Here is a 24,271-nt window from a genome sequence, read left to right on the forward strand (position 1 = left end):
GTGCTGCCGTCGGGCCGGACGACCCGGATCTCGGGCATCGACCTGCTCGGCGAGCCGGTCGACGCCGCTTGGACCCCGCAATCGGTGACCCTGCTGTTCCAGGACGACATCGACGTCTCCCGCGGCGACCTGATCGTGCCGAGCAAGGACGCGCCGGCGACCACCCAGGACGTGGAGGCGACCGTCTGCCACGTCGCCGACCAGCCGCTGGCCGTCGGGCACCGGGTGCTGCTCAAGCACGGCACCCGCACGGTCAAGGCGATCGTGAAGGACATCCCGTCCCGGCTCACCCTGGCCGACCTGTCCCTGCACCCGCACCCAGGCCAGCTCGTCGCCAACGACATCGGCCGGGTCAAGATCCGCACCGCCGAGCCGCTGCCCGTCGACTCCTACGCCGACTCCCGCCGCACCGGCTCGTTCATCCTGATCGACCCCAGCGACGGCACCACACTGACCGCCGGCATGGTCGGCGAGTCCTTCGCCGCCCCGGAGCCGGTCGAGGACCCCACAGACGACGGGTGGGACTTCTGAGCACGCGCCCCGTGAATCGGCCGACCGTGACCGCCGGGCCAACGAGAGGAACCCACCCGTGCCAGCTGCCACCACCGCTCTGCACCGCGCCGTCGCGGGCCTGATCGCGCTGCCCCTGCTGACCCTCGCCGCCTGCGGCTACGGCTCGGAGGCCAAGGACGTCGGCACCGCCGAGGTCGCCGCCGGCGCCGAGAAGATCGACGGTCTCGACTCCGTCCGCATCGGCTACTTCGGCAACGTCACCCACGCCACGGCGCTGGTGGGTAACCAGAAGGGCTTCTTCCAGAAGGAGCTGGGCGCCACCAAGGCCAAGTACGCGGTCTTCAACGCCGGTCCGTCCGAGATCGAGGCACTGAACTCCGGCTCGATCGACATCGGCTGGATCGGCCCTTCCCCCTCGATCAACGGCTACACCAAGTCCGGCGGCAAGAACCTGCGGATCATCGGCGGTTCGGCGTCCGGCGGCGTGAAGCTGGTCGTCAACCCGGACAAGATCAAGTCCCTCGACGACGTCAAGGGCAAGCGGATCGCCACCCCGCAGCTGGGCAACACCCAGGACGTGGCGTTCCTCAACTGGATCGCCGAGCGGGGCTGGAAGGTCGACCCGCAGAGCGGCAAGGGCGACGTCACGGTCGTCCGCAGCGACAACAAGGTCACCCCGGACGCCTACAAGTCCGGTTCGCTGGACGGCGCGTGGGTGCCGGAGCCGACCGCGTCCAAGCTGGTCGCCGAGGGCGGCAGGGTGCTCCTGGACGAGTCGGACCTGTGGCCCGACAAGAAGTTCGTGATCACGAACATCATCGTGTCGCAGAAGTTCCTCAAGGAGCACCCGAAGGCCGTCGAGGCCGTGCTGAAGGCGTCGGTCGACACCAACGAGTGGATCGAGGCCAACCCGGCGGACGCCAAGGCCGCGGTGAACAGGCAGCTCGAGGCCGACACCGGCAAGGCGCTGCCGGCCGAGGTGCTGGACCCGGCCTGGGAGTCGATCAAGCTGACCGACGACCCGCTGGCCGCCACCCTCGACGCCCAGGCGGAGCACGCCGTCAAGGCCGGTCTGCTGGACAAGCCCGACCTCGACGGCATCTACGACCTGACGCTGCTCAACAAGGTCCTCAAGGCCAAGGGCAAGCCCGCCGCCGACGACGCCGGCCTCGGAAGCCGGCAGTAGTCCCGGATCACGACCGGGGACCAGGAACCAGGAGGTTCGACCATGGCCACGACCACGCCCATCGCCGAGACCCGGACCGCCGGCCAGGGCGAGACCCCCGGGGCCGACGGGACCGTCACGGCCGGGAAGACCGTAACGGCGGCGGCCGCGCACGCCGCCCGTATCGAGCATGTCTCGAAGTCGTTCGCGGGCCCGGCCGGACAGCAGCTCGTGCTGGACGACATCAGCCTCGATGTCGCGCCCGGCGAGTTCGTCACCCTCCTGGGGGCCTCCGGCTGCGGCAAGTCCACGCTGCTCAACCTGGTGGCCGGCCTCGACCGGCCCACCGCCGGCACCGTCACCACCGACGGGCGTCCCGCCCTCATGTTCCAGGAACACGCCCTGTTCCCCTGGCTGAGCGCCGGCAAGAACATCGAACTCGCCCTGAAACTGCGGGGCGTGCCCAAGTCCGAGCGCCGCGGCAAGGCCGAGGAACTGCTCGAACTCGTCCGGCTCAAAGGCGCCTACGGCAAGCGGGTGCACGAGCTGTCCGGCGGTATGCGCCAGCGCGTGGCGATGGCCCGCGCGCTCGCGCAGGAGAGCCAACTGCTGCTGATGGACGAGCCGTTCGCGGCGCTGGACGCCATCACCCGCGATGTGCTGCACGACGAGCTGACTCGGATCTGGCGCGAGACGAAGCTGTCCGTCCTGTTCGTCACGCACAACGTCGGCGAGGCCGTGCGCCTCGCCGAGCGCGTCGTGCTCCTGTCGTCCCGGCCGGGACGGGTCGCCCGCGAATGGACCGTCGGCATCCCGCATCCGCGCCGCATCGAGGACACCGCGGTGGCGGAGCTGTCCGTCGAGATCACCGAAGAACTGCGTGGGGAGATCCGCCGCCATGGCCAGCACTGACCCCTCCGTTCAGGATCGTCCCGACATCGCGGGTCTGGAAGCGGGTCTCGATGCCCTGGAGAGCCGGCAGGAGACCCGTACTCTCTTTCGGCAGACCCTCGTGGAGAAGGTCCTGCCGCCCACCGTCGCCGTCCTGCTGGTCCTGGCGATCTGGCAGGGGCTGGTCTCCTTCGGGATCGTCGACGACCCGACCAAGCTGCCCGCCCCGGCGGTCGTGTGGGAGGTCGTCCGCCAGGCCTGGCTTCAGGGCGACCTGCTCGGCTACATCTGGACGTCCGTCTCGCGCGGCCTGCTCGGCTTCTGCTTCGCCCTGATCATCGGCACCCCGCTGGGGCTGCTGGTGGCCCGCGTGAAGTTCGTGCGCGCCGCCATCGGACCGATCCTGTCCGGCCTGCAGTCTTTGCCGTCGGTCGCCTGGGTGCCGCCCGCGGTGGTCTGGCTCGGCCTGAACAACTCCATGATGTACGCCGTCATCCTGCTCGGCGCCGTGCCCTCCATCGCCAACGGCCTGGTCTCCGGCGTCGACCAGGTGCCGCCGCTGTTCCTGCGGGCCGGCCGCACCCTCGGCGCCACCGGCCTCAAGGGCACCTGGCACATCGTCGCGCCGGCCGCGCTGCCCGGCTACCTCGCCGGACTCAAGCAGGGCTGGGCGTTCTCCTGGCGCTCCCTGATGGCCGCCGAGATCATCGCGTCCTTCCCCGACCTCGGCGTCGGCCTCGGCCAGCTGCTGGAGAACGGCCGCAACGCCAGCGACATGGCCATGGTCTTCGAGGCCATCCTGCTCATCCTCATCGTCGGCATCGCCATCGACCTGCTGATCTTCAGCCCGCTGGAGCGGTGGGTCCTGCGCAGCCGCGGCCTGCTGGTCACGTACTGACGGCGATGCGCCGTCCCGCCCGTTCGCTCCAGCCGCACTCGACCGATCGCCTGACGGTTCTCAAGAGGCGTCGATCAGGGTGACGGTGAACGGTTGACCGGCGCAAGGAGGCCGACATGCGGGCACGACACGTATTCGACGTGAAAGCCATCGGCGGGAACCTGGGCCGGTGTAGCGCACATCCGCCCCGCCTTCGGCCGGGATGTGCCCGGCCGCCCAAGCCGCCGGTCCGCGACCGCCACGGCGCCCTGCCCGAGTGGAGGCAGACGTGACGCGCCGCGTCGCAGTGGTGGGCGCCGGCGCGGCGGGGGCCCTGACGGCTGTTCAACTGATGCGGCAGGCCGAGCGGGCCGGGCGCAGCATCGGGGTATGGCTGATCGACCCGGCCGGGCACACGGGCCGAGGGGTCGCCTACAGCACGCCCGACCCCCGCCACCTGCTCAATGTGCCCGCCGCCCGCATGAGCGCCTTCCCCGATGATCCCGGGCACTTCCTGCGCTGGCTCGCCGGTCGGCACCCGCACGCCGCGCCGGGTGGCTTCGTCCCCCGCAAGGAGTACGGGCGCTATCTGAGCGATGTCGTCGAGCAGACCGCGCAGGAGTGCCGGCGCGCCCGGCTGCACCGGGTGCGGGAGCGGGTCGTCGCCGTCCGCGACCGGTCCGCCGGGCCGGTGCTGCGGTTCGCCGGCGGTGGTGGACTGCAGGTGGACGCCGCCGTACTGGCGCTGGGCACCCTGGGCCCCGAACATGCCTGGGCTGATCCTGGGCTCAGGGCGTCCGGGCGCTTCGTCGCCGATCCCTGGGCGCCGGGGGTGCTCGACGGCGTGGCCGCGGAAGGAGACGTGCTGCTCGTCGGCACCGGTCTGACCATGGTCGACCTGGCCGTCACCCTGGCCCGCCCCGGCCGGGTGCTGCACGCGGTGTCCCGGCACGGGCTCCTGCCCCAGGAGCATCTGCCCGTCGCGGCTCCGGCGGCACAGCCGCCGGAGCTGGACGGTACCCGCGGTCTGGACGCGCTGCGCCGCGGCGTGCGGCGGTATCTGGCGGCCGGCCGCCGTTCCGGCGGGGACTGGCGGCCCGCCATGGACGGGCTGCGCCCGGTGACGGCAGCCCTGTGGCAGCAGCTGTCCACGGCCGACCGCAGGCGCTTTGTGAAGGAGGACCTGCGGACCTGGGAGGTGCACCGCCACCGGATTGCGCCCGCGACGGCCGTCGCGCTCGGTGCGCTGCGGACCTCCGGCCGGCTGCAGGTGGCCGCCGCGGAGGTGGTCCGGGCCGTGCCCGACGACGACGCGGTGGCCGTCACCTTGAGCGACGGCAGGCGGCTGCGGGTCGGCGCGGTCGTCAACTGCACCGGAGCGCGCATGGACCTGCGCCGCACGGACGATCCCCTGGTGCGCTGCCTGCTGGAGCGCGGCTATGCGCGGACCGGCCCGGCCGACCTCGGCCTCGATACCCGGGACGCAGGACGGGTGGTGCCCGCGGCCGGCGTCCCGGCCGCGCGGCTGTGGGCGATCGGGGCCGCGCGGCGCGGGAATCTGCTGGAGACCACCGCCGTTCCGGAGATCCGGGCGCAGGCCGACGAGGTCGCCGGCGCGGTGCTGGAGGCCCTCGCCGTCCGCCGGGCGTCCCGGCCGGCCGACCGCTACGGCCAGCGGCTGAGTACGACGTCCGAAGCGGCGCTGCTGTACGAACGGGCGCTGGAGCGCATCCTGGCGGGCAGCCTGGGTGCCGAGGCGCTGCTGCGTGAGGCGGTCGGCATCGACCCGGGCTTCGCCGTCGGCCACGCGGCGCTGGCACTGCTCGGCCACGAGGGCCCGGGCGGCGGGCATGCCTGCCGTGCGCTGGAGGCGGCCGTGCAGGCGGCGGCCCGTCGGTCCGACGAGCGCGAGCGCAGTCTGGTCACCGCGGTTCGGGCCCGGCTGACCGGCACCGAGGAGGGGGGCAAGGCCGCTCTGCTGGGCCACATCGCCGCCCACCCCCGCGACGCCCTGGCGGTGAGCGCGGCCGTACCGACGGTCTCCTTCAGCGGGGTGACCAGCGCCGAGGAGTCCTGGGCCCTGGTCGAGGGCCTGGCCCCCGTCTACGGGGACGACTGGTGGTATCTGGGACAACTCGCCTTCGTCCGGCAGGAGCAGGAGCGCTGGGCGCAGGCCGAGGCCCTGGCCGACCGGGCGCTCGCCGCGCAGCCCCGCGCCGGGCATGCCGTCCACGCCCGGGCGCACGTGTTCTACGAGACCGGCGAGCACCGCGCGGGGGTCGCCTGGCTGGACGACTGGCTGCACCGTCACGGGCGGCAGGCGGGCCACCGTTCCCACATCTCCTGGCATGCCGCCCTGCACGAGTTGTCGCTCGACGACCGTTCCGCGCTGCTGCGTCGCTACCGCCGGGAGCTGGATGCCTCCCGGGTGAACGGGGGCCGGCTGCTGGCCGATTCCGCGGCACTGCTGTGGCGCGCGCGCATGACGGGCAGTTGGAGCGGCGCCCTGCCCGTGGCCGAACTGCTGCAGGCGGCTCCCCGGCAGTGGGTCGAGGCACCCGCGACGGCTTTCGCCGCCCTGCACGGCGCGCTGGCCCTCGCCGCGGCCGGGGAACCGACGCCCTCGGGCGGCTGCGGGCCCACGCGCTCGCCCACCGCAACGAGGTGCTCCCCCTGGTGATCGCGCCATTGTGCGCGGCGCTGTCGGCCGTGGTGCGGCAGCGGTGGCAACAGGCGGTGCGGCTGCTGCCACCGCTGCTGCCCGTGATCGCGCGGGTGGGCGCCAGCAAGGCCCAGCTGGAGGTCGTGGAGGAGACGCTGCTGCACGCCCTGATCGAGGGGGGCGAGCACGAGCGGGCCGCAGTGCTGCTGTCGGCCCGGCTGGAGCGCCGCTCGTCGCCGCTCGACCGGCGACGCCTCCAGACGGTGCGCGAGCGGCGTGCCCCACGAGGCGCCGAGGGGGCCCCGCCGCCGCTCCACGGCGCTCGGCACTCGCTCCAGCGGGACTCGACGGATCACCTGCTGGTCCTTGAGATGCGTCAAACAAGGTGGCGCTGAATGGCTGACCGGCGAACGGAGACCGTCATGCGGACACGGCGCGCATCCGCCATGCGAACCATCGGCAGGAGCATCGGCGAGGGCCTCATGTGGATGGGGTTCGGATGGTTCGGGGCGCATCCGCCCCACCCCTGGACGGGGTACGCGATGCCGCCCGCCGAGCAGCCGTGTCTGCCGCCCGTATCGGAGGAGGAGTTCGCCCGGTGGACGGTACTGGTCGGCGACCTGTGAGAGGTGACCGCAGCCGTCGTCCCGCGCATCGACCGGACACGACCGAAGACAAGGAGGCCAGGGTGACCACCACCGGGTCGGCCACTGCTCACGTTCCCGTGCAGAAGCGGCGCATCCTCAAGCTGTTCCGCCCCTACCGCAGGAGCCTGGTGTCCGTCGCGCTCCTGGTCGCGAGCTCGTCCCTGGTCTCCCTCGTCAACCCCTTCCTGATCCGCGAGATCATCGACGTGGCGCTGCCGCAGGGCAGGACCGGGCTGCTGTCCCTGCTCGCCCTGGGCATGGTGGTCGTCGCGGTCGCCAACAGCTCCTTCAACGTGTGGCAGACCTATCTGTCCGCCAAGGTCGGCCAGCTGGTCATGCACGATCTGCGCACCGCCGTCTACGCCCACCTCCAGCGCATGTCGCTGGCGTTCTTCACGCGGACCCGTACCGGCGAGGTCCAGTCGCGCATCGCCAACGACATCGGCGGGATGCAGGTGACCGTGACGACCACCGCGACGGCGCTGGTGTCGGACGTGACGACCGTCATCACCACGGTCACCGCCATGGCCTTGCTCGACTGGCGGCTCACGCTGGCGTCGCTGCTCGTCCTGCCGGGCTTCGTCTGGGTCAGCCGGCATGTGGGGGACGAACTGCGCGTCCTCACCCGGGCCCGGCAGCGCCAGTTCGCCGACCTGTCGTCGAACGTGCAGGAGTCGCTGTCGGTCAGCGGGATCATGCTCGGGCACACCATGGGCCGGTCGCGCTCGCTCAGCGACGCCTTCGCCGCGCAGTCCCGCAAGCTCACCGACATCGAGGTGCGCGCGAGCACGGCGGGCCTGTGGTACCAGTCCACGATCTGGATCGTCATGGCCGCCATGCCGGCGGTGATCTACTGGGTGGCGGGACTGACCGGCAGCGGCGGGCACATGGCCGTCTCCATCGGCGGGCTGGTCGCCTTCGCCACCCTCCAGCAGATCCTGTTCCGGCCGGCGCAGCGGCTGCTGACCATCGGTCTGGACATTCAGAGCTCACTGGAGCTGTTCGGCCGCATCTTCGAGTACCTCGACCTGCCTGTCGACGTCGCCGAGCCGGAGCGGCCCGTCGTACCGGCGAGCCTGCGCGGCGAGGTGCGGCTGCGGGGCGTCGGCTTCCGCTACGCGGGCGCCGAGCGGCCGACGCTGGACGGCATCGACGTGACCGTACCGGCCGGGCGCAGTCTCGCCGTCGTCGGGGAGACCGGCTCGGGCAAGACCACGCTGAGCTATCTCATCCCGCGTCTGTACGACGCGACGTCCGGCACCGTCACGATCGACGGCGTCGACGTGCGCGAGATGTCCTTCGACACGCTCGCCGCCGCGGTCGGCGTCGTCTCCCAGGAGTCGTACCTCTTCCACGCCTCGGTCGCCGACAACCTGCGGTTCGCCAAGCCCGACGCGACGGACGAGGAGCTGGTCGCGGCGGCGCGGATCGCGCACATCCACGACTATCTGATGTCCCTGCCCGACGGCTACGACACGGTGGTCGGCGAGCGCGGATACCGGTTCTCCGGCGGTGAGAAGCAGCGGCTGGCGATCGCCCGCGCCATCCTGCGCGACCCGCCCGTCCTGGTGCTCGACGAGGCCACCAGCGCGCTGGACACCCAGACCGAGCGGGCCGTGCAGAAGGCCATCGACGCGGCGAGCGCGGGCCGCACCACCATCACGGTCGCGCACCGGCTGTCGACCGTCCGCAACGCAGACGAGATCATCGTGCTGGAGCGGGGGCGCATCGCCGAGCGCGGCACCCACGACGAACTGCTCGCCCTGGCCGGCCACTACGCCACGCTCGTCCACCGGGACACCGAGATGGCGGTCGTGTAGGAGGGGGCTCCCCGGCCGGCCGGGGGCATCAACTCGCCTGTTTTGAAGCGGACTTCGAGCGGTTCTGCAGGGGTGAGTGCCTACCATCCGGCAAATGAAGACTGCGTCTGCCGAAATACCAGAGCCGCCCGGAATCGACCGGCGCACCCTGCTGCGCGGCGGTGCCGTCGCCGGCCTGGGCGCGCTCGTGTCCGCGTCCTCCGTCTTCGCCGCGCCGAACGACGCGGGCCCCGGCGGTCCCGAGCCGTCCGCGGACGGACTGATGCTGACCAAGTTCAAGGACCCGCTGCGCACCCCGCCGGTGCTGCGGCCCCGCGACCGCGGTGGCCACGACGAGCTGACCGTGCGCATGCGCACCGCCGACGTCACGGTGCACTCGCAGCTGCCGCCGGTGCGGATGTGGACGTACGAGGGCAGCTACCCGGGTCCGACGATCGAGACGGTCCGCGGCCGCCGGCTCCGGGTCGCCTGGGAGAACCATCTGACGGGGAACATCCCGGTCACCGCGGTCGACTTCGGCCGGATGGGCGGCCCCATGCCCGATCCGCTGTCCAACTATCCCGGTACGGACGGCTGCCAGGAGGTCCCCGGTGTGGCCGGACTCCAGCCGTGGGCCGCGGTGCACCTGCACGGCATGCTCACCGGCGGCGGCAACGACGGCTGGATGGAGAACCTCGTCGGTCCCGGTGACGTGCAGTTGTCGGCGTACCCGAACGACCAGGCCGCGACGACGCTCTGGTATCACGACCACACCCACCACGTGAGCCGCTTCAGCGTGTATGCCGGTCTCGCCGGCCTGTTCGTCTCCCGCGACGAGGAGGAGCGGGCGCTGGACCTGCCCACGGGACGGTACGAGGTGCCGCTGGTCCTCAGCGACCGCAACTTCGCGCTGGAGGACACCGGTTCCCTCACCGGACGCCTGGTCCACAAGGTGGAGATGGTCGGCATGAAACTCATGCGTGCCCACGCGGCCCCCTACACCCTGGTCAACGGCGTCGTCTGGCCCTACCTCGAGGTGGAGCCGCGCTGGTACCGGTTCCGGATCGTCAACACGGCGAACTCCCGGATCTACCGGCTGATGCTGCTGGCCGACGGCCGGCCCGTCCCCGGGGCCTTCCAGGTGATCGGCACCGACCAGGGCCTGATCGACAGGCCGCTGGCGGTCGACGGGGCGCTCAACCTCTCGTCCGGCGAGCGCGCCGACGTGCTGGTCGACTTCGGCGCGTTCCGCGGCCGGTCCCTGAAGCTGGTGAACACGATGGAGGGCGTCACACCCGGCGCGTCCAGCACCCGTCACGATCTGCTGGAGCCGGACGTGATGCAGTTCCGTGTCGCCGACCGCAGACCCTCCACCCGGTTCACGCTGCCCAGGACGCTGTCGCCCACCTTCGAGCGGGCCGCCCCTGACGACCTGCCGCACGACAGCGCTCCTCGGTGGGTGGTGCTGGCCGGTCCGGGCTCGCAGAACATGCCCGAACTGTGGGAGATGGAGGAGATGGCGGAGGCCGACGCGCAGGGCATCACGTTTCCCTCCGCCGGGATCGTCCAGGTCAAGGACGCCGAGGGCAAGGTCACGACGCTGCGCCGGACGGCCATGCGCTACGACGACGGCAGCGCCTTCACCGTGGCGCAGGACGACGTGGAGATCTGGAAGTACCTCAATCTCGCCGCCTCGCCCCACCCGATGCACATCCACCTGGCCCATTTCCGTGTGCTGTCCCGCGACAACTACGACGTGACCGGGTTCGACCAGGCCGTGCGCGGCTCGGCCAGACCGATCGCCCACCTGGGGGCGGCGAAGCTCGAACCGCACGAGTTCGGGGAGAAGGACACCATCAGGGTGGGCACCGCCGGCCAGATCAGACCCGGCCCGAACGGCACCCCGGGCGAGCTGGTCACCGTGGCGGTCCGCTTCCCCGTCGTCGGCCGGGGCGTCCACCACTGCCACATGCTGGAGCACGAGCAGCACATGGTGCGCCCGCTCGTGGTCGGCCCGGCCGACCACCAGCACGCGGGCGGGCACCACCACTGACGCGACGACGAGTGCCCGCGGCGGTGGTCGGCGCGGGCACTCGGGTGGGCCGAAGCGGCGGGATCTGGGGCAGTGCGGTCAGGCGGCCTTGCGGACGATCTCCACGGCACCGGCGTCCAGCAGGGTCTTGACGGCGCCCTCGCCGCCCGCGACGTCCAGGTGCATGTCGTTAAGGCGGCCGATGACGTTCCGGACGACCTTCTCCGGCTGCGTCTTCTCGGTGCCCTCCCAGACCAGCTCCGGGAAAACGGTCAGATAGACCTTGTCGTTCCCCTGGCTGTAGATGTTCACTTCCATGACGTCACGGAGAGCCATCCGGGCTTCGTAGATCAGGTTGTTCATGTGCCACCGACTTTCGGTATCCGTATTCTGAGGCTTCCTGGCCACACGTACCGACCTCATGATGGTCAGCGGCCGAAGGGTGCGCAATGAGGCCCGGAGAATACTCCGTTCAACTGCGGGGAATCCGCGATTGAACGGGGTTGCCAATTGCCGGTGTTTGACAGAAAAAGGCCGCACTGCGGACCATCGGTACTGTTCGCAAATGCTGCAGGCCGCGTCCCACGAAAAGCATCCGGAGTGCCATGAAAATCCTGTTCATAACCACGGGCAGCCAGGCCACCTACTATGCCGCTGCTCCCCTGGCGACGGCCGCGCGCAACGCGGGCCACCACGTCATGCTGGCCGCCCACGAGCCGTGGGTGGAGACCGCGGAGGCCATCGGCCTTCCCACCTTCTGCTTCACCGTGGACCCGATCCGGCACTTCATGCGGATCAGCAACCCGGGCAAGGGGCTGCGGTTCCCCCGGGAGCTGGGCGACGAGGAGATGCTCGGGCAGGGCCGCGGCTTCGCGAAGATGGGCCTGGCCGGGGTGGAGTCCCTGCTGGAGCTGGCCAAGGACTGGACCCCGGACGTGGTCGTGGGCAGCTCGCAGAGCTACGCCGCGATGCTGCTCGCCGCCCACCTGAAGGTCCCGTACGTGCGCCACATCGAGTACCTGGGCATTCCGCTCACCGGTATCGACCCGGGCGCCGAGGAGGAACTGCGGCCCGAGATGGAGCGGCTGGGCGTGGACGGGCTGCTCAAGCCCGATCTGCTCCTGGACTCGACCCCGCCGTCGCTGCGGCCCTCCCACGACCCGGCCGCGCAGCCGATGCGCTGGATCCCCAGCAACCCGCAGCGCCGGCTGGAGCGCTGGATGTACACCCGGCCCGAGGGACGCCGGCGGGTGGTGATCACCTCCGGTTTCCGCAGCCTGATGTTCCGCGACCCGGGCTGGTCCATGCCCCTGCTGGTCAAGGAGCTGGACAAGCTGGGTGCCGAGGCACTGATCGCGGCGAACCCCGGCGCCGTCGAGCGGTTCGGCTCCGAGCTGGGCGACGCGCGCGTCGGCTGGATCCCGATCGACGTCACCGCCGCCACCTGTGACCTGGCGGTCCACCACGGCGGCGCGACCACCGCGACGACGCTCATGGCCAACGGCGTGCCGCAGCTGGTCATCCCGGAGAACCCGCCGGAGTTCCCGCCGAACTACCACCGGGAGGCCATCGCCAAGGCCATCACCGACTTCGGTGCCGGCAAGACGCTGTGGCCGCAGGCGCAGGAGCCCGACAAGGCGCCGGGCGAAGTGATCGCCGCGGCCTGCCGGGAACTGCTGGAGAACCCGAGCTACACCGAGCGGACGCAGTTCATCGCCAAGGAGATCTCGACGCTGCCCACCCCCGCCGAGATCGTGCCGAAGCTGGAGGCACTGGTCTGACGGCAGGCGCTTGGTCTGCCCGCAACGCGAGTCGCCCTGAGACCGCGGAGAGCTTCTCCGCCGGTCTCAGGGCGACTTGCGTTACGGACAGTGCAGGCAGTGCAGACGATGTCGGCACTGCGGGCGGTGTCGCCGGCCGGGCCGCCCGGCCGGCCACGGGCCAGCGGCCGGCCACGGGCCAGCGGCCGGCCACGGGCCAGCGGCCGGCCACGGGCCAGCGGCCGGCCACGGGCCAGCGGCCGGCCACGGGCCAGCGGCCGGCCACGGGTCAGCGGGCGGCGAGGGCCTCGATGTCGCGCAGCACCTCGTCGGGGGTGGGGAGCGCGGCGCTCTCCGCGGCCAGGGTGCGGGTCCGCTCGGCGTACCGGGGCTCGTCGAGGATCTCCCGGCAGCCCGCGGCGATCACCTCGTCCGGGTCCTGCCCCGCCGGCGGCCGGTGCCGGTCCACCAGCAGCGCGGCACCGAAGCCGCTGAGGGACTCGGCGACCGCCTTGCCGTAGCCGTTGTCGGGGACGATCAACTGCGGCACGCCGGCGTTGACCAACGTCATGGCGGTGGTCGCACCGCCGTGGTGGACCGCCAGGTCACAGGTGGGGGCGACGACGTCCAGGGGGATCCAGCCGATGCGTACGCCGCCCAACTCCGCGCCGTAGCGCTCGGCGGCCTCGGGCAGCGCAGCGATCAGCACCTCGGCTCCCGCCCCGGTCAGCTCGTCCACCAGCCGGCGCAGCGAGCTGCCGGAGGTGTCGAGCATCAGGTTGCGGGTGCCCGCGGTGATCAGCACCCGGCGGCGTCCCTCGGGGCGGGTGTACATCCAGGGTTCGACCCGGCGCTGGCTCACCCGGGGGACCCAGCGCATCGCCCGCCCGGCGGGGGCGCCCGGCGGGCGCAGGGACGGCGGGCACAGGTCGATGAAGAGGTCGGGGTCCGGCAGCTCGGCGAGCCCGAGGCGTTCCAGCTGCGGCTGAAGCTCCGCCACCGCCGTGACGTCCCGGCGTGCCATCGGGGCGATGTGCCAGATGTGGCGGACGTAGGGCACCTTCAGGGCGGCGGCGAGCACCCGGGGGACGTGGGAGAGGCCGCCGACGACCAGGTCGGGCGTCCACTGCCGGGTCAGTTCCAGCAGGGCGTCGATGCGGGCGGCGGCCGTCATGCCGTCCTGGCCGTAGCGCATGCGCTCGGAGGTGATGCAGACCGCGGGGAGCCCGACGGACTGTGCCGCCGCCATCAGCGGTTCGTCGGCGGCCAGCAGGATCTCGTGGCCGGCGTTGCGGGCGGCGGCGGCGAGGGGGGCGACGCCGAAGACGGCCGCCTGGCTGCCACCGACGGTGAACAGTGTTTTCATCGGGTCTCTCCTTCGTGGATACCCCGGCCTTAAGGCCGGGGGGGGACCTCCCGCTTGCGGGGGAGAAACGAAGCTCCTGCGGAGCAGGGCAGGGGAAGCCGGTCCGCCGTCAGGGCGGACCGGCGTGCACCGTCCACCGGCCGACACCCGCCGCTCACACGGAAACTGATACGGTGTGAGGCGTGACGCAGCAGGTCAAGCGGGCGTTCAAGTACCGCTTTTACCCCACGGACGAGCAGGCAGCTGAGCTGTCGCGCACGTTCGGCTGCGTCCGCCTCGTGTACAACAAGGCGCTTCAGGAGCGCACGCGGGCCTGGTACGGCGAGCAGCGCCGCATCTCCTACATGCAGTCCTCGGCCGCGCTGACGCAGTGGAAGAAGACGCAGGAACTGGCCTTCCTGACGGAGGTGTCCTCCGTCCCGCTCCAGCAGGCGCTGCGCCACCTTCAGACGGCGTTCGCCAACTTCTTCGCCAAGCGGGCCAAGTACCCGCGCTTCAAGAGCCGGAAGAAGTCGCGTGCGTCGGCGGAGTACACCCGCAGCGCCTTCACGTGGCGCGACGGGCAACTGACTTTGGCGAAGATGGCGGGGCCGCTGGACATTCGCTGGTCGCGTCCGCTGCCCGAGGGATCGGAGCCGACCACGGTGACCGTGTCCCGAGACGCGGGCGACCGCTGGTTCGTGTCCCTGCTGTGCGAGGACACCATCGCCCCGGCCCCCGCCACCACGAACGCGGTCGGCCTTGACGCCGGGGTCACCTCCCTGGTGACCCTGTCCACCGGGGAGAAGATCGCCAACCCGAAGCACGAGCGGCGTGACCGCGCCCGGCTGGCCCGCGCGCAGCGTGAGCTGTCGCGGAAGGCGAAGGGCTCGGTGAACCGCGAGAAGGCTCGGCGTCGCGTCGCCAAGGTCCACGCGCGGATCGCCGACCGGCGCCGCGACTTCCTGCACAAGCTGTCGACTCGTCTCGTCCGTGAGAACCAAACGGTCGTGATCGAGGACCTCACCGTCCGCAACCTGCTGAAGAACGGCCGCCTCGCGCGCGCCATCTCGGATGCGTCGTGGACGGAACTGCGCTCCATGCTGGAGTACAAGTGCGCCTGGTACGGGCGTGAACTCGTCGTGATCGACCGCTTCTTCCCCAGCTCGAAGCTGTGCGGAACCTGCGGCACGGTCGCGACGAAGCTGCCGCTGCACGTGCGCGAGTGGACGTGTGAGTGCGGCGCGGTGCATGACCGCGACGTGAATGCGGCACGCAACATCCTGGCCGCCGGGCTGGCGGTGTCTGCCTGTGGAGACGGTGTGAGACCTCAACGGGAGTCCTCCCGGACGGGGCGGTCGTCGGTGAAGCAGGAACCCCAGCGGGCGACCGCTGGAATCCCCCGCCTTTAGGCGGGGGAGGAAGTCAACGGGCTCCTTCGAGGAAGCCCCGCCCTTCAGGGCGGGGAGGAATCGAACCCCTGCGGAGCAGGGCAAGGAACGGCGATTCGCCGTCAGGGCGGATCGCCGTACCCCGTCCACAGTCGTGCAGTACGATCGGTGCGCCCGATCGGCGACAACCAAGCCGGGCCGGGCCTACCGCCGGGCTGGCGGGATGTCAGGTCTGTGGAGCTGGCGTAAGACCGATGGCTGGTACACCAGCCCTCGCCGTTGGTTCGGGTCGGCCGCTGTCGATGAAGCAGAAACCTCGACCCGTGAGAGTTGAATCCCCCTGCTTCGGCTGGAGGAGAAGTCAAGGCTGTCGCACTTCTTCCGTTGGGGAGGTGCAGGGTCTGCGGGACGCGGTGCGGGGCTCAGCCGGCCTGGGCCATCTCCATGACGTAGCGGCCGTAGGAGGAGTGGGCGAGGCGGCTGCCGAGCCGGTAGCAGGACTCCTGGTCGATGTAGCCCATGCGCCAGGCGATCTCCTCCAGGCAGGCGATGCGCACGCCCTGGCGGTGTTCCAGGACCTGGACGTAGTCCCCGGCCTCCATGAGCGCGTCGTGGGTTCCGGTGTCCAGCCAGACGAAACCGCGGCCGAGCGGGACGAGTTTGGCCTGGCCGCGCTCCAGGTAGACGCGGTTGAGGTCGGTGATCTCCAGCTCGCCGCGTTCGGAGGGCCGCAGCTGCCGGGCGATGTCCACGACCTGGTTGTCGTAGAGGTACAGCCCGGTGATCGCCATGTTGGTCTGCGGATCGGCGGGCTTCTCCTCCAGGGCGACGAGTCTGCCCTGCTCGTCGAGGGTGCCGACGCCGTAGCGCTCGGGGTCGCGCACCGGGTAGCCGAACAGGACGCAGCCCTTGATGTCCTGCGCGGCCCGCTGGAGCATGGGCCCGAACTCGTATCCGTGGAAGATGTTGTCGCCCAGCACCAGGGCGACGGAGTCGTCTGCGATGTGGTCCGCGGAGACCAGGAACGCGTCGGCGAGCCCCCGGGGCTTGTCCTGCTCCGCGTAGGTCAGGGTGATGCCCAGCCAGGAGCCGTCGCCCAGCAGCCGCCGGAACATCTCCGAGTCCTCGGGCGTGGTGATGATCTCGATTTCGGTGATCCCCGCCAGCATCAGGACCGAAAGCGGGTAGTAAATCATAGGCTTGTCGTAGACCGGGAGCATTTGCTTGGAGACCCCGAGAGTGATCGGATGGAGCCTCGTGCCATTGCCGCCGGCCAGGATGATGCCCTTCACCGTGGCGCCTCCTCAGTAACTTCGTGCCGATTAGGCAGTGCCCGCACTTTATCGGTGGCCGCCACCCGGCCGAAAGGCTCCCTGGGGCTCACCGGCTTGAATAGCGTGTTTGTTGACAGACACGGGTGTGCTTACTCAGGCTGACGGCATACCGGTTTCAGGCATGCGCATTTACTGTCGTCGTTTAGGTGGACCTGTGGAAATCGAAGATCTGACGCCCGTTCTCGAATCCGATCAGAGGGCCGGTATCGGCATCATCGGGTGCGCCGACATCGCGGTGCGGCGAGCCCTCCCCGCGATCAGCCGGTCGCCGTTTCGGCTGGTGGCGGTCGCGAGCCGCTCCCGGGAGAAGGCCGAGGGCGTGGCGGCCGCCGCCGGTTGCGCGGCCGTCGAGGGTTACGAGCCGCTCCTGGAACTGCCCGGCATCGACGCGGTCTACATCCCGCTGCCCAACAGCGAGCACGCCAAGTGGACACAGCGGGCGCTGGAGGCGGGAAAGCACGTTCTGATCGAGAAGCCCGCGGTGCCCGCCGAGGAGACCGCCCGGGATCTCGTCGCGCTCGCCGAGGAGCGCTCACTGGTCGTCATGGAGAACTTCGCCTTCCTCCGCCACCCCCAGCACGAGCAGGCCCAGGCCCTGGTGGCCGACGGGGCGATCGGGGAACTGCGGTCCTACAACGGCGCGTTCGGCATTCCGCCGACCGATCCCCGCGGGATCAAGTACCAGGCGGACCTGGGCGGCGGGGCGCTGTGGGAGGTCGGCTGCTATCCGGTGCGCGCGGCCCAGGAGTACCTGGCGCCGTCGGCGCGGGTTCTGGGCGCCGGCCTGCGGTTCGATCCGGAACTGGGCGTGGACGTCTCCGGGGTGGCACTGCTGGGCGACGACGACGGGGTCACCGCGCACTGCTCCTTCGGCCTGTCCCACGGCTACCGGTCGACCTACGACCTGTGGGGAAGCGAGGGGCGGCTGGTCCTGGAATGGGCGTTCACGCCCTCGCACAGCGCCCGGCCGGTGCTGCGGCTGGAGCAGAAGGACCGGCAGACCCGGATCGTCGCCCCGGCCTCGGACCAGTTCCTCGGCGTGTTCACCGCGTTCCACGACGCCGTGCGCGACCCGGCGGCGCGGGCGGCGCACCACCGCGATCTGGTGCGGCAGGCGGGGCTGATGGCCCGCATCCGCGCGTACGCCCTCGGTGAGGAGCCCCGTTGAGCGACGGGCGGTGAGGCCCGGCGGGGCCCCTGAAGTACGAACGAACGGCGGTCGGCGTCCGCGGACGCCGACCGCCGTTCGTTGCCCGCTGTCGACTCGCTATCGTCCGGCCCGTGCCGCGGTGAGCGGGCGCGGCGTGCACTGTTCCCAGGTGGGCAGCAGGCCGGCCGCCGCCGCCTCGGCGAGGGTGGGTGCCGCGGCGTCCTTGTCCGAGCGGATCGGCGATTGCTTCAGGTTCCACGGCAGGGCGAGCTCCGGGTCGAGCGCGTCGATGTCGATCATCGTCCCGGGCACGTACTCCTGCGAGCAGAGGTAGCTCATGCACGTGTCGTTGGTGAGGGCGAGGAAGGCGTGCCCGACCCCGTCGGGCAGGTACACGGCCGTGCCCGTCTCGGGGCTCTGGTGGGTGACGTCGTAGTGGCCGAACGTCGGTGAGCCGACCCGGAGGTCGACGGCGATGTCCAGGGCGCTGCCCCGCACGCAGGTGACGAACTTCGCCTGGCCGGGCGGGACCGTGGTGCCGTGGATGCCCCGCAGGGTGTTGCGCCGGGACACCGAGTAGTTGACCTGGCGGACCGTGAACTCCCAGCCGGCCTCGGCCAGCAGGGCGCTGGCCCGTACGGATTCGAAGAAGTGTCCCCGCCGGTCGCTCAGCGGCTCGGGTTCGACGCGGTATGCGCCGGGGACCGTCATTTCCGTTATCAGCACCGAAGGCTCCTCGCCGGCTCAGCCGCCCCGGCCGCGGCACCGGCGGCCCGGGCGATCCGCTGCCGCATGGACGCGGTGTCGTTGGCGCGCGGGAACTCCTCTTGCGGGGCGTCGACCCCGAGGAAGGCGCACAGCGGCTCCCAGCCCTGCCGCACGTCGTAGACGAGGACGTTGTCCGCGCCCAGGGTGCGCACGACCTCCTCGTTGTGCCGGTGGTAGACCTCGACGGCGTGGTCCTTGTCGGAGAACCGGCCGCCGAACAGGCCGTCCCAGACCATGGTGCTGGTGACGCGGAACAGCCGGGCCTGCGGGCTGCCGGGCTCCGGCGGTTCGGCCATGCTGCGCAGGGCGAACTGGTAGAGCGTGTCGTGGGTGCTGCGGTACCAGCTCTCGGCGTCGCGCACCGTGAGGATCACCTTGGCGTCGGGGAACGCCTGACTGATCTGCCGGTAGTAGACGGCGCACGGGCCGTCCACCGCGGAGCGGTAGCCGTCGAAGACCGCCGCCCAGTCGGGGCTTTCGCCGTCGCAGACGATGCGCTCCCACTGCTTCAGCCGCGCCACGTCTGCGACGATGTCGAACATGTGGAAGGAGGGGCCGAGACCGAGCCGGTCCAGGGCCGCCTTCAGCGAGGTCGTGCCGGTCCTGCCCAGACCGGCGTTGATGAGCTTCAGCACGGTGCCGTCTCCCCTTCCTCAGCGCCAGGCCGCGGCTTCCTGGCGGGTGGCGACGTTCACCCGGTTCCAGAAGTTGACCAGGCCGATGTGCATGACCAGTGCGCCGAGCTGCTCGTCGGTGTAGTACGCGGCGGACTTCTCCCAGACCTCGTCCGACGCCATGTCCTGCGGGTCGGTCATCAGCGTGACGGCCTCGGCCATCTCCAGCGCGGAGCGCTCGGCGTCGTCGAAGCAGGACTCGGTGCGCCAGTCGGCCACCCGCGGCAGCCGCTCGTCGATCTTCTCCGCCTGCTCCGGATCGTCCGGGAAGGTGTAGGTGCGGCCGTTGATCTCGCTGACGCGCAGCCGGACGAGGTCGAGGGTGGTCCGCGGCACGCCCACCTTGCCGATGACCTCTGTCAGGTCGAGCAGGGGCTGCAGGGCGCCGGGAACGACCAGGGAGGGGTTGTCCATCCGTGGAGTCATCGGGTCTTCTCCTGTGCGGTGTGCGGGGATGAGTCGGTTGGTTGCGGCGGCCTCAGACCGGGATGCCCTCGATGACCGAGATCGGCGCGCTGGTGGGAACGGCCCTGGTGAGCTTGAATCCGGCCTCGGCGAACAGCTCGGTGTACTCGGCGAGCGTGCGCTCCTGGGCACCGAGCATCAGCATCAGCCAGAGGTCGATGGTGTTGCCGAGGTGCTTTTCGTTGCTCTCCGGGATCACGTACTCGATCACGAGCAGCTTTCCGCCGGGGGCGATCGCCTCGCGCGCGTTGCGCAGCGCCGTGACGGCGTCGGCCTCGGAGAAGTCGTGGATGATGTGCTTGAACACGTAGGCGTCGCCGCCCGTGGGCAGCTTGCCGAGGTAGCCGCCGTGCTCGATGGTGAGCCGGTCGGCGACTCCGGCCGCCTCGAAGAGCGCCGGCGAGTCCACGGTGGCGACCTCGGAGTCGTACAGCACGCCCTTGGCGTCCGGCGCCTGCTTCAGGATGCCCGCCAGGAGGTTGCCGCGGCCGGCGATGACGTCGACCACCGTGCCGAAGGAGGAGAAGTCGTAGGCGGCCAGGATCGGGTCGGTCTCCGACGCCGAGAGCTCGCCGAACGCCTGGAAGAACACCCGCGCGTAGTCGGGGTTGGCGTGGAAGAAGTCCAGCGCGCCCATGCCGCGCAGCTTGGGCAGGTTGGCCTCGCCGGTCTCGACGGTGTCGGACAGGTGGCCCCACTCCTCCCACAGGGTGGGGTGGTTCATCAGCAGCGCGAAGCCGCGCATCGAGTCCGGGGCGTCCTGGCGGAGCTTGTCGGACATCGGGGTGTGTTCGTACCGGCCGTCGGGACGGACGGCGAACACCCCGTGGCCGGCGAGCGCGCGCAGGACGCGGCGGGTCGCCTTCGGGTCGGACCCGACGCGCGCCGCGATGTCCTCGGCGGACAGCGGGCCGCCGGCCAGCACGTCCGCGATGCCGAGCCTGGCCGCGACGGAAATCGCCTGGGTGATCACCGCGCCCTGAATGAGATGGAGCAGTGAGTACGAGTCGGACTGGTCACGAACCTCGGGCAGCACGGACATGCCTTTCCTTTCGGAGCGCCTCTTCTCGCGGATTCCAGACGATAGGTCGGCGCTTCTCAAGCCCGCAACCTCGGCATTCACGCAATTGCCCGCCGGGCGTTCGACCGGGGAATTTGAGCGGTTGAACAGGGCACTTCCAGTGCCGCTCCAGTGGAATTCCGGCCGGGCTTGCCAAATTGTTCCGGCCCGGCTACCTGGAGGAGGCCACGTTGCGGCACGACACCCCGACCCCGGTGGATTTCTGGTTCGATCCGACCTGCCCCTGGGCGTGGCTGACCTCCCGCTGGGTCCTCGAGGTCGCCCGGCAACGGCCCCTGGAGCTGCGCTGGCACCTGATGAGCCTGACCCTGCTCAACGAAGGGCGCACCGACCTGCCCGAGCGCTGGCACCGGGACCTGGCCGTGCGGCTGGAGCCGGTGCGGGTGTGCGCCGCCGCCGAACGGGAGTACGGCCCGAAGGTGCTGGGGCGGCTGTACACCGAACTCGGCAGCCGGTTCCACCTTGAGCGCGCCCCCAAGGAGCGGGCCACGTACGCGGCGGCCCTGGCCGCCGCGGGCCTCGATCCGGCCCTCGCCGACGCGGCCGTCTCCGAGGCGTACGACGGCGCGGTGCGCGCCTCCCACCACGACGGCATCGGTCGCGTCGGCACCGATGTGGGTACGCCTGTCGTGGCGGTGGGGGACGTGGCGTTCTTCGGCCCGGTGGTGACCCCCGCCCCGCGCGGTGAGGCAGCGACGCGGCTGTGGGACGGCGTGCTCGCCGTGGCGGCCACCGACGGCTTCTTCGAGCTCAAGCGCACCCGCACCCGGGAGCCGGTCTTCACCTGAGCCGCCGTCAGCGTGCCGCCGCGGCCACGGGTGCCGTCCAGTTGTCGGCCAGCCAGGCCTGAAGGGACACCAGGCCGGGCCTGTTCCTGCGGAGTCCGTCGAGGTCGGCGCGGTAGCCGTCGCGCTCGAACCAGTCGAACATGTTGGCGAGGTCGGGGCGGGCCGCGCGCAGCGGCTCGATCGGCAGCCGCTGGTAGCGGGTGGGCACGCCGGACACCGCCTCGAACGCCGCGGCCATCTGCGGCCCGGTCAGGGCGTCGCCGGCGATCTCGACCACCCGGCCCAGCCAGGCGTCCGGGTCCTCGAAGGCGTCCGCCGCGAACACGCCGATGTCGCTGGTCGCGATGAGCTGCACCGAGGTCTCGGGGTCCAGCCACATGGCCAGCACGAGTTCGTCCCCCACCGGGCGCGGGGCGATGTCGAGCAGGATGTCGTGGAACATCACCGGCCGCAGCACCGTCGTCGGCAGGTCGAGCGTGCGCAGGTACTGCTCGACCCTAAGCTTGCTCTCGAAGTGCGGGACGCGGGTGTCGCGGTCCGCGCCGCCGACCGAGCTGTAGACGAAGTGCCGCACCCCGGCCCCTACCGCGGCGTCGGCCACCGCCCTGCCCTGCCGCTCCTCGGCCTCGACCCCGCCGGGACCCCGGAAGGTCTGGACGCTGAACACTGCGTGGACGCCGTCCATCGCCGCCGTCAGCGACGCCTCGTCGTCCATGTCGCCGCGGACCAGGACCGCGCCCGCCTCCCGCAGGGCCCTCGCCTCGGCCTTGGCCGGGTCGCGGACCAGGGCGTGCACGGTGTGCCCGCGCCGCAGCAGTTCGCGGGCCACCGCCCCACCCTGCCGGCCGGTCCCGCCCAGCACCAGGATCGTTCCGTCAAGCGCCACTGTCTGCCTCCATGTCTCGTGCCGGCCGGGGCTCGGCCCGGCGGTGCGGTCGGGATGCGACGGCCGCGGGGCGGCCGCCTGCCTCGGGGCGTCGCGTGCTACCAGGGGACGGGCCCCTCGTCGGCCAGGCACTCGCCCGACGGACCCCTCTCGTCCAGCAGGGCGAGGCGGACCACGATCGCGGCTCCCTCGTCGGGGGTGCGGTGACCGCGGTGGTGATTGATGTCCGTGGCCACCACTCCGGGCAGGGCGGCGTTGACCTTGACCGGGGTCCCCCGCAGCTCCTTCGCGTACGCGACCGTGATCGCGTTCAGGGCGGTCTTCGACGACTGGTAGGCGATCATGTTCACGCCCGCCAGCGGGGAGCCCGGGTCCGAGTTCAGGGTCAGCGACCCCACGTGGCTGGACAGGTTGACGATGCGGCCGGCCGGGGAGCGGCGCAGCAGCGGCAGCATCGCGTGGGTCACGGTGACCACGCCGAAGACGTTGGTCTCGTAGACCTCCCGCAGATCCGCCGCCATCGCCTCGCTCGGTGCACCGGTGAAGCCGCCCGCGGTGCCGGCGTTGTTCACCAGGATGTCCAGGCGTCCGTGGCGCCGTTCGATCTCGCGGGCGGCCTCGGCCGCGCCGGCCGGGTCCGTCACGTCGAGCCGGAGCGGCGTCGCCGCGATGCCGTCGGCGGCCAGCGCGTCGGCGGCCTGCTTGCCCAGCACCTCGTCCCGCGCGCCGACGATGACGACGACCCCCCGCTCGCCGAGCTGCCGCGCGGCGGCCAGACCGATGCCCTTGTTGGCACCCGTGATGAGGGCGATCCTCTCGTCCGTCACGTCAGCTTCCTTTCTGCGGCCGGTAATGCGCGCATTCACCGTGGGAAGAAGCGAAACCCCGAAGGCGCCCGACGATATTGCTGCGGCGCGGACGCCACGTTCAAGTGTTCACCGCCGTGTTCAAAGGCTCCGGCTCCGCGGTCGAACGCTCCACCGGAACTCATGGAATTTCGAATCGTTGCGGCCGGACATTGCCCTGAGTAGCTTCACAACGGCCAAGTATTGCCACAGCGCAGAGGGCCTCAAAAATGAAAACAACTGACGTCATAGTGGTCGGTGCGGGGCCGGTCGGCCTGATGCTGGCCGGAGAACTGCGCCTGGGCGGAGCGGACGTGGCCGTCTACGACAGGCTGCCCGCCCCGACCGAGGAGTCCCGGGCACTCGGCTTCAACCGGCGGGCCGCCGAGTCACTGGGTCAGCGCGGGCTGCTGTCCCGCCTGGGGGCGTTCCGGTGGGGCCCGATGGGGCACTTCGGCGGGGTTCGCTTCGACCTCGGCATGCTCGACGAGGACCACAGCGGGGTGTTGGGCCTGTCCCAGGCGAGGACCGAGGAGGCGCTGAGCGGGTGGCTGGCCGAGCTCGGCGTGCCGGTGCGCCGCGGCCGTGAGGTGACCGGTCTGCGTGAGACGCCCGAGGGCGTCGTGGTGTCCTTCACCGGTCCCGGCGGCCCGGGCGAGGAGACGGCCGGGTACGTGGTCGGCTGTGACGGCGCGGGCAGCACCGTGCGCGCGCTGGCCGGAATCCCGGCCACGCTGTGGGAGCCCACCCGGGGCATGTACACCGCGGAGATCACCGGCGTCACCCCGCGTCCGCGGCCGATCGGCGAGCGGCTTCCCGGCGGCAGCATGGTGGTGTGCACTCCGCTGGGCGAGGGCCGCTGCCGTGTGGTCGTCCACGATCCGGCGCTGCCCGCCCGCCCGGAGCCGGGTGCGCTGACGTTCGCCCAGGTCGCCGACGCGTGGCGGCGGCTGACCGGTGAGTCCATCGACGACGCGCAGTGCCAGTGGGTGTGGGCCTGCGGCAACTCCGCCGCGCTGGCCGAGGAGTACCGGCGCGGCCGGGTGTTCCTGGCGGGCGACGCCGCGCACGAGATCCCGCCGCTGGCCGCGTGGGGGCTGAGCGTGGGTGTGCAGGACGCGGTGAACCTCGGCTGGAAGCTGGCGGCGGCGGTCCAGGGGTGGGCGCCGCAGGACCTGCTCGACACCTACCACGCCGA

General features: G+C 71.3%; 23 protein-coding genes. 14 read left to right on the forward strand and 9 right to left on the reverse strand.

The features are described 5' to 3' along the window. The 9 genes from BZY54_RS18750 to BZY54_RS18785 form a co-directional block, all read left to right on the forward strand. Nucleotides 1-531: elongation factor 1-alpha C-terminal domain-related protein (locus BZY54_RS18750; protein WP_425276293.1), on the forward strand; the 531-nt coding region annotated here is incomplete at its 5' end. Nucleotides 532-589: 58 nt separating this feature from the next. Continuing rightward, on the forward strand, nt 590-1,699 hold the full coding sequence (locus BZY54_RS18755; protein WP_086726342.1) for an aliphatic sulfonate ABC transporter substrate-binding protein: 1,110 nt from the start codon (nt 590-592) through the stop codon (nt 1,697-1,699). A gap of 42 nt (nt 1,700-1,741) precedes the next feature. Next, nucleotides 1,742-2,590 carry an ABC transporter ATP-binding protein gene (locus tag BZY54_RS18760; protein WP_244217219.1) on the forward strand — a complete coding sequence of 283 codons (849 nt, stop codon included), beginning with the start codon at nt 1,742-1,744 and terminating at the stop codon, nt 2,588-2,590. Next, nucleotides 2,577-3,467 carry an ABC transporter permease gene (locus BZY54_RS18765; protein ID WP_086726343.1) on the forward strand — a complete coding sequence of 297 codons (891 nt, stop codon included), beginning with the start codon at nt 2,577-2,579 and terminating at the stop codon, nt 3,465-3,467. Before BZY54_RS18760 ends, BZY54_RS18765 begins: the two co-directional genes overlap by 14 nt. 268 nt (nt 3,468-3,735) lie before the next feature. Further along, nucleotides 3,736-6,126 carry an FAD/NAD(P)-binding protein gene (locus BZY54_RS18770; protein WP_244217220.1) on the forward strand — a complete coding sequence of 797 codons (2,391 nt, stop codon included), beginning with the start codon at nt 3,736-3,738 and terminating at the stop codon, nt 6,124-6,126. Further along, on the forward strand, nt 6,123-6,503 hold the full coding sequence (locus tag BZY54_RS53290) for a hypothetical protein (RefSeq protein ID WP_244217221.1): 381 nt from the start codon (nt 6,123-6,125) through the stop codon (nt 6,501-6,503). Before BZY54_RS18770 ends, BZY54_RS53290 begins: the two co-directional genes overlap by 4 nt. After that, nucleotides 6,504-6,734 (forward strand): hypothetical protein, encoded by a 231-nt coding sequence (locus BZY54_RS18775; protein WP_244217222.1) that lies wholly within the window; start codon nt 6,504-6,506, stop codon nt 6,732-6,734. A 62-nt stretch (nt 6,735-6,796) separates the two neighbouring features. Then, nucleotides 6,797-8,575, forward strand: coding sequence for an ABC transporter ATP-binding protein (locus BZY54_RS18780; protein WP_086726344.1), 1,779 nt, complete (start codon nt 6,797-6,799; stop codon nt 8,573-8,575). A 94-nt stretch (nt 8,576-8,669) separates the two neighbouring features. Continuing rightward, a complete protein-coding gene (locus BZY54_RS18785) occupies nt 8,670-10,607 on the forward strand; it encodes a multicopper oxidase family protein (protein ID WP_086726345.1) in 1,938 nt (645 codons plus the stop codon). 78 nt (nt 10,608-10,685) lie between these two features. On the opposite strand, the gene BZY54_RS18790 is transcribed toward BZY54_RS18785, so the two are convergent. Further along, a complete protein-coding gene (locus BZY54_RS18790; protein WP_086726346.1) occupies nt 10,686-10,949 on the reverse strand; it encodes a hypothetical protein in 264 nt (87 codons plus the stop codon). 242 nt (nt 10,950-11,191) lie between these two features. Here BZY54_RS18790 and BZY54_RS18795 point away from each other — a divergent pair, with 242 nt between their 5' ends. Further along, on the forward strand, nt 11,192-12,367 hold the full coding sequence (locus tag BZY54_RS18795) for a glycosyltransferase (RefSeq protein WP_086726347.1): 1,176 nt from the start codon (nt 11,192-11,194) through the stop codon (nt 12,365-12,367). 268 nt (nt 12,368-12,635) lie between these two features. Here BZY54_RS18795 and BZY54_RS18800 read toward each other — a convergent pair whose 3' ends face one another. After that, on the reverse strand, nt 12,636-13,712 hold the full coding sequence (locus BZY54_RS18800) for a nucleotide disphospho-sugar-binding domain-containing protein (protein ID WP_086726348.1): 1,077 nt from the start codon (nt 13,710-13,712) through the stop codon (nt 12,636-12,638). 182 nt (nt 13,713-13,894) lie between these two features. On the opposite strand from BZY54_RS18800, the gene BZY54_RS18805 reads away from it, so the two are divergent. Further along, complete coding sequence (locus tag BZY54_RS18805) at nt 13,895-15,103, forward strand: RNA-guided endonuclease InsQ/TnpB family protein (RefSeq protein WP_086726349.1); 1,209 nt, start codon at nt 13,895-13,897, stop codon at nt 15,101-15,103. A 401-nt stretch (nt 15,104-15,504) separates the two neighbouring features. Here the strand turns inward: BZY54_RS18805 and rfbA are convergent, their stop codons facing one another. Next, nucleotides 15,505-16,374, reverse strand: a complete 870-nt coding sequence (rfbA, locus tag BZY54_RS18810; protein WP_086726350.1) for a glucose-1-phosphate thymidylyltransferase RfbA — start codon at nt 16,372-16,374, stop codon at nt 15,505-15,507. A gap of 196 nt (nt 16,375-16,570) precedes the next feature. Here rfbA and BZY54_RS18815 point away from each other — a divergent pair, with 196 nt between their 5' ends. Next, nucleotides 16,571-17,584 carry a Gfo/Idh/MocA family protein gene (locus tag BZY54_RS18815; RefSeq protein ID WP_086726351.1) on the forward strand — a complete coding sequence of 338 codons (1,014 nt, stop codon included), beginning with the start codon at nt 16,571-16,573 and terminating at the stop codon, nt 17,582-17,584. A 99-nt stretch (nt 17,585-17,683) separates the two neighbouring features. Here BZY54_RS18815 and BZY54_RS18820 read toward each other — a convergent pair whose 3' ends face one another. The 4 genes from BZY54_RS18820 to BZY54_RS18835 are packed head-to-tail and all read right to left on the reverse strand — an operon-like array spanning nt 17,684 to nt 20,515. Further along, nucleotides 17,684-18,292 carry a dTDP-4-dehydrorhamnose 3,5-epimerase family protein gene (locus BZY54_RS18820; RefSeq protein WP_086726352.1) on the reverse strand — a complete coding sequence of 203 codons (609 nt, stop codon included), beginning with the start codon at nt 18,290-18,292 and terminating at the stop codon, nt 17,684-17,686. Next, nucleotides 18,286-18,969, reverse strand: coding sequence for a sulfotransferase family protein (locus BZY54_RS18825; RefSeq protein ID WP_086726353.1), 684 nt, complete (start codon nt 18,967-18,969; stop codon nt 18,286-18,288). The genes BZY54_RS18820 and BZY54_RS18825 overlap by 7 nt, the downstream gene beginning before the upstream one ends. Before the next feature lie 18 nt (nt 18,970-18,987). Beyond that, nucleotides 18,988-19,434, reverse strand: coding sequence for a carboxymuconolactone decarboxylase family protein (locus tag BZY54_RS18830; protein ID WP_086726354.1), 447 nt, complete (start codon nt 19,432-19,434; stop codon nt 18,988-18,990). Nucleotides 19,435-19,486: 52 nt separating this feature from the next. Next, on the reverse strand, nt 19,487-20,515 hold the full coding sequence (locus BZY54_RS18835) for a methyltransferase (RefSeq protein WP_086726355.1): 1,029 nt from the start codon (nt 20,513-20,515) through the stop codon (nt 19,487-19,489). A 209-nt stretch (nt 20,516-20,724) separates the two neighbouring features. On the opposite strand from BZY54_RS18835, the gene BZY54_RS18840 reads away from it, so the two are divergent. Continuing rightward, on the forward strand, nt 20,725-21,342 hold the full coding sequence (locus tag BZY54_RS18840) for a mycothiol-dependent nitroreductase Rv2466c family protein (RefSeq protein WP_086726360.1): 618 nt from the start codon (nt 20,725-20,727) through the stop codon (nt 21,340-21,342). A 7-nt stretch (nt 21,343-21,349) separates the two neighbouring features. Here the strand turns inward: BZY54_RS18840 and BZY54_RS18845 are convergent, their stop codons facing one another. Together BZY54_RS18845 and BZY54_RS18850 are read right to left on the reverse strand one after the other, a co-directional pair. Further along, nucleotides 21,350-22,228, reverse strand: a complete 879-nt coding sequence (locus BZY54_RS18845) for an NmrA/HSCARG family protein (protein WP_086726356.1) — start codon at nt 22,226-22,228, stop codon at nt 21,350-21,352. 98 nt (nt 22,229-22,326) lie between these two features. Then, nucleotides 22,327-23,055: an SDR family oxidoreductase gene (locus BZY54_RS18850; RefSeq protein ID WP_086726357.1), complete on the reverse strand. Its 729-nt coding sequence runs from the start codon at nt 23,053-23,055 to the stop codon at nt 22,327-22,329. 248 nt (nt 23,056-23,303) lie between these two features. Between BZY54_RS18850 and BZY54_RS18855 the strand changes: the two genes are divergently transcribed. Then, a partial coding sequence (locus BZY54_RS18855; RefSeq protein ID WP_208640694.1) for an FAD-dependent monooxygenase occupies nt 23,304-24,271 on the forward strand: 968 nt, incomplete at its 3' end.

Source organism: Streptomyces carpinensis (genome assembly GCF_002154505.1).
GTDB lineage: Bacteria > Actinomycetota > Actinomycetes > Streptomycetales > Streptomycetaceae > Streptomyces > Streptomyces carpinensis.

What these genes read in the sequence shown, in the direction of transcription:
- BZY54_RS18760 (WP_244217219.1), top strand. Translation starts at nt 1,742, where the DNA reads ATGGCCACGACCACGCCCATCGCCGAGACCCGGACCGCCGGCCAGGGC.
- BZY54_RS18765 (WP_086726343.1), top strand. Translation starts at nt 2,577, where the DNA reads ATGGCCAGCACTGACCCCTCCGTTCAGGATCGTCCCGACATCGCGGGT.
- BZY54_RS18775 (WP_244217222.1), top strand. Translation starts at nt 6,504, where the DNA reads ATGGCTGACCGGCGAACGGAGACCGTCATGCGGACACGGCGCGCATCC.
- BZY54_RS18785 (WP_086726345.1), top strand. Translation starts at nt 8,670, where the DNA reads ATGAAGACTGCGTCTGCCGAAATACCAGAGCCGCCCGGAATCGACCGG.
- BZY54_RS18790 (WP_086726346.1), bottom strand. Translation starts at nt 10,949, where the DNA reads ATGAACAACCTGATCTACGAAGCCCGGATGGCTCTCCGTGACGTCATG.
- BZY54_RS18795 (WP_086726347.1), top strand. Translation starts at nt 11,192, where the DNA reads ATGAAAATCCTGTTCATAACCACGGGCAGCCAGGCCACCTACTATGCC.
- BZY54_RS18800 (WP_086726348.1), bottom strand. Translation starts at nt 13,712, where the DNA reads ATGAAAACACTGTTCACCGTCGGTGGCAGCCAGGCGGCCGTCTTCGGC.
- BZY54_RS18830 (WP_086726354.1), bottom strand. Translation starts at nt 19,434, where the DNA reads ATGACTCCACGGATGGACAACCCCTCCCTGGTCGTTCCCGGCGCCCTG.
- BZY54_RS18835 (WP_086726355.1), bottom strand. Translation starts at nt 20,515, where the DNA reads ATGTCCGTGCTGCCCGAGGTTCGTGACCAGTCCGACTCGTACTCACTG.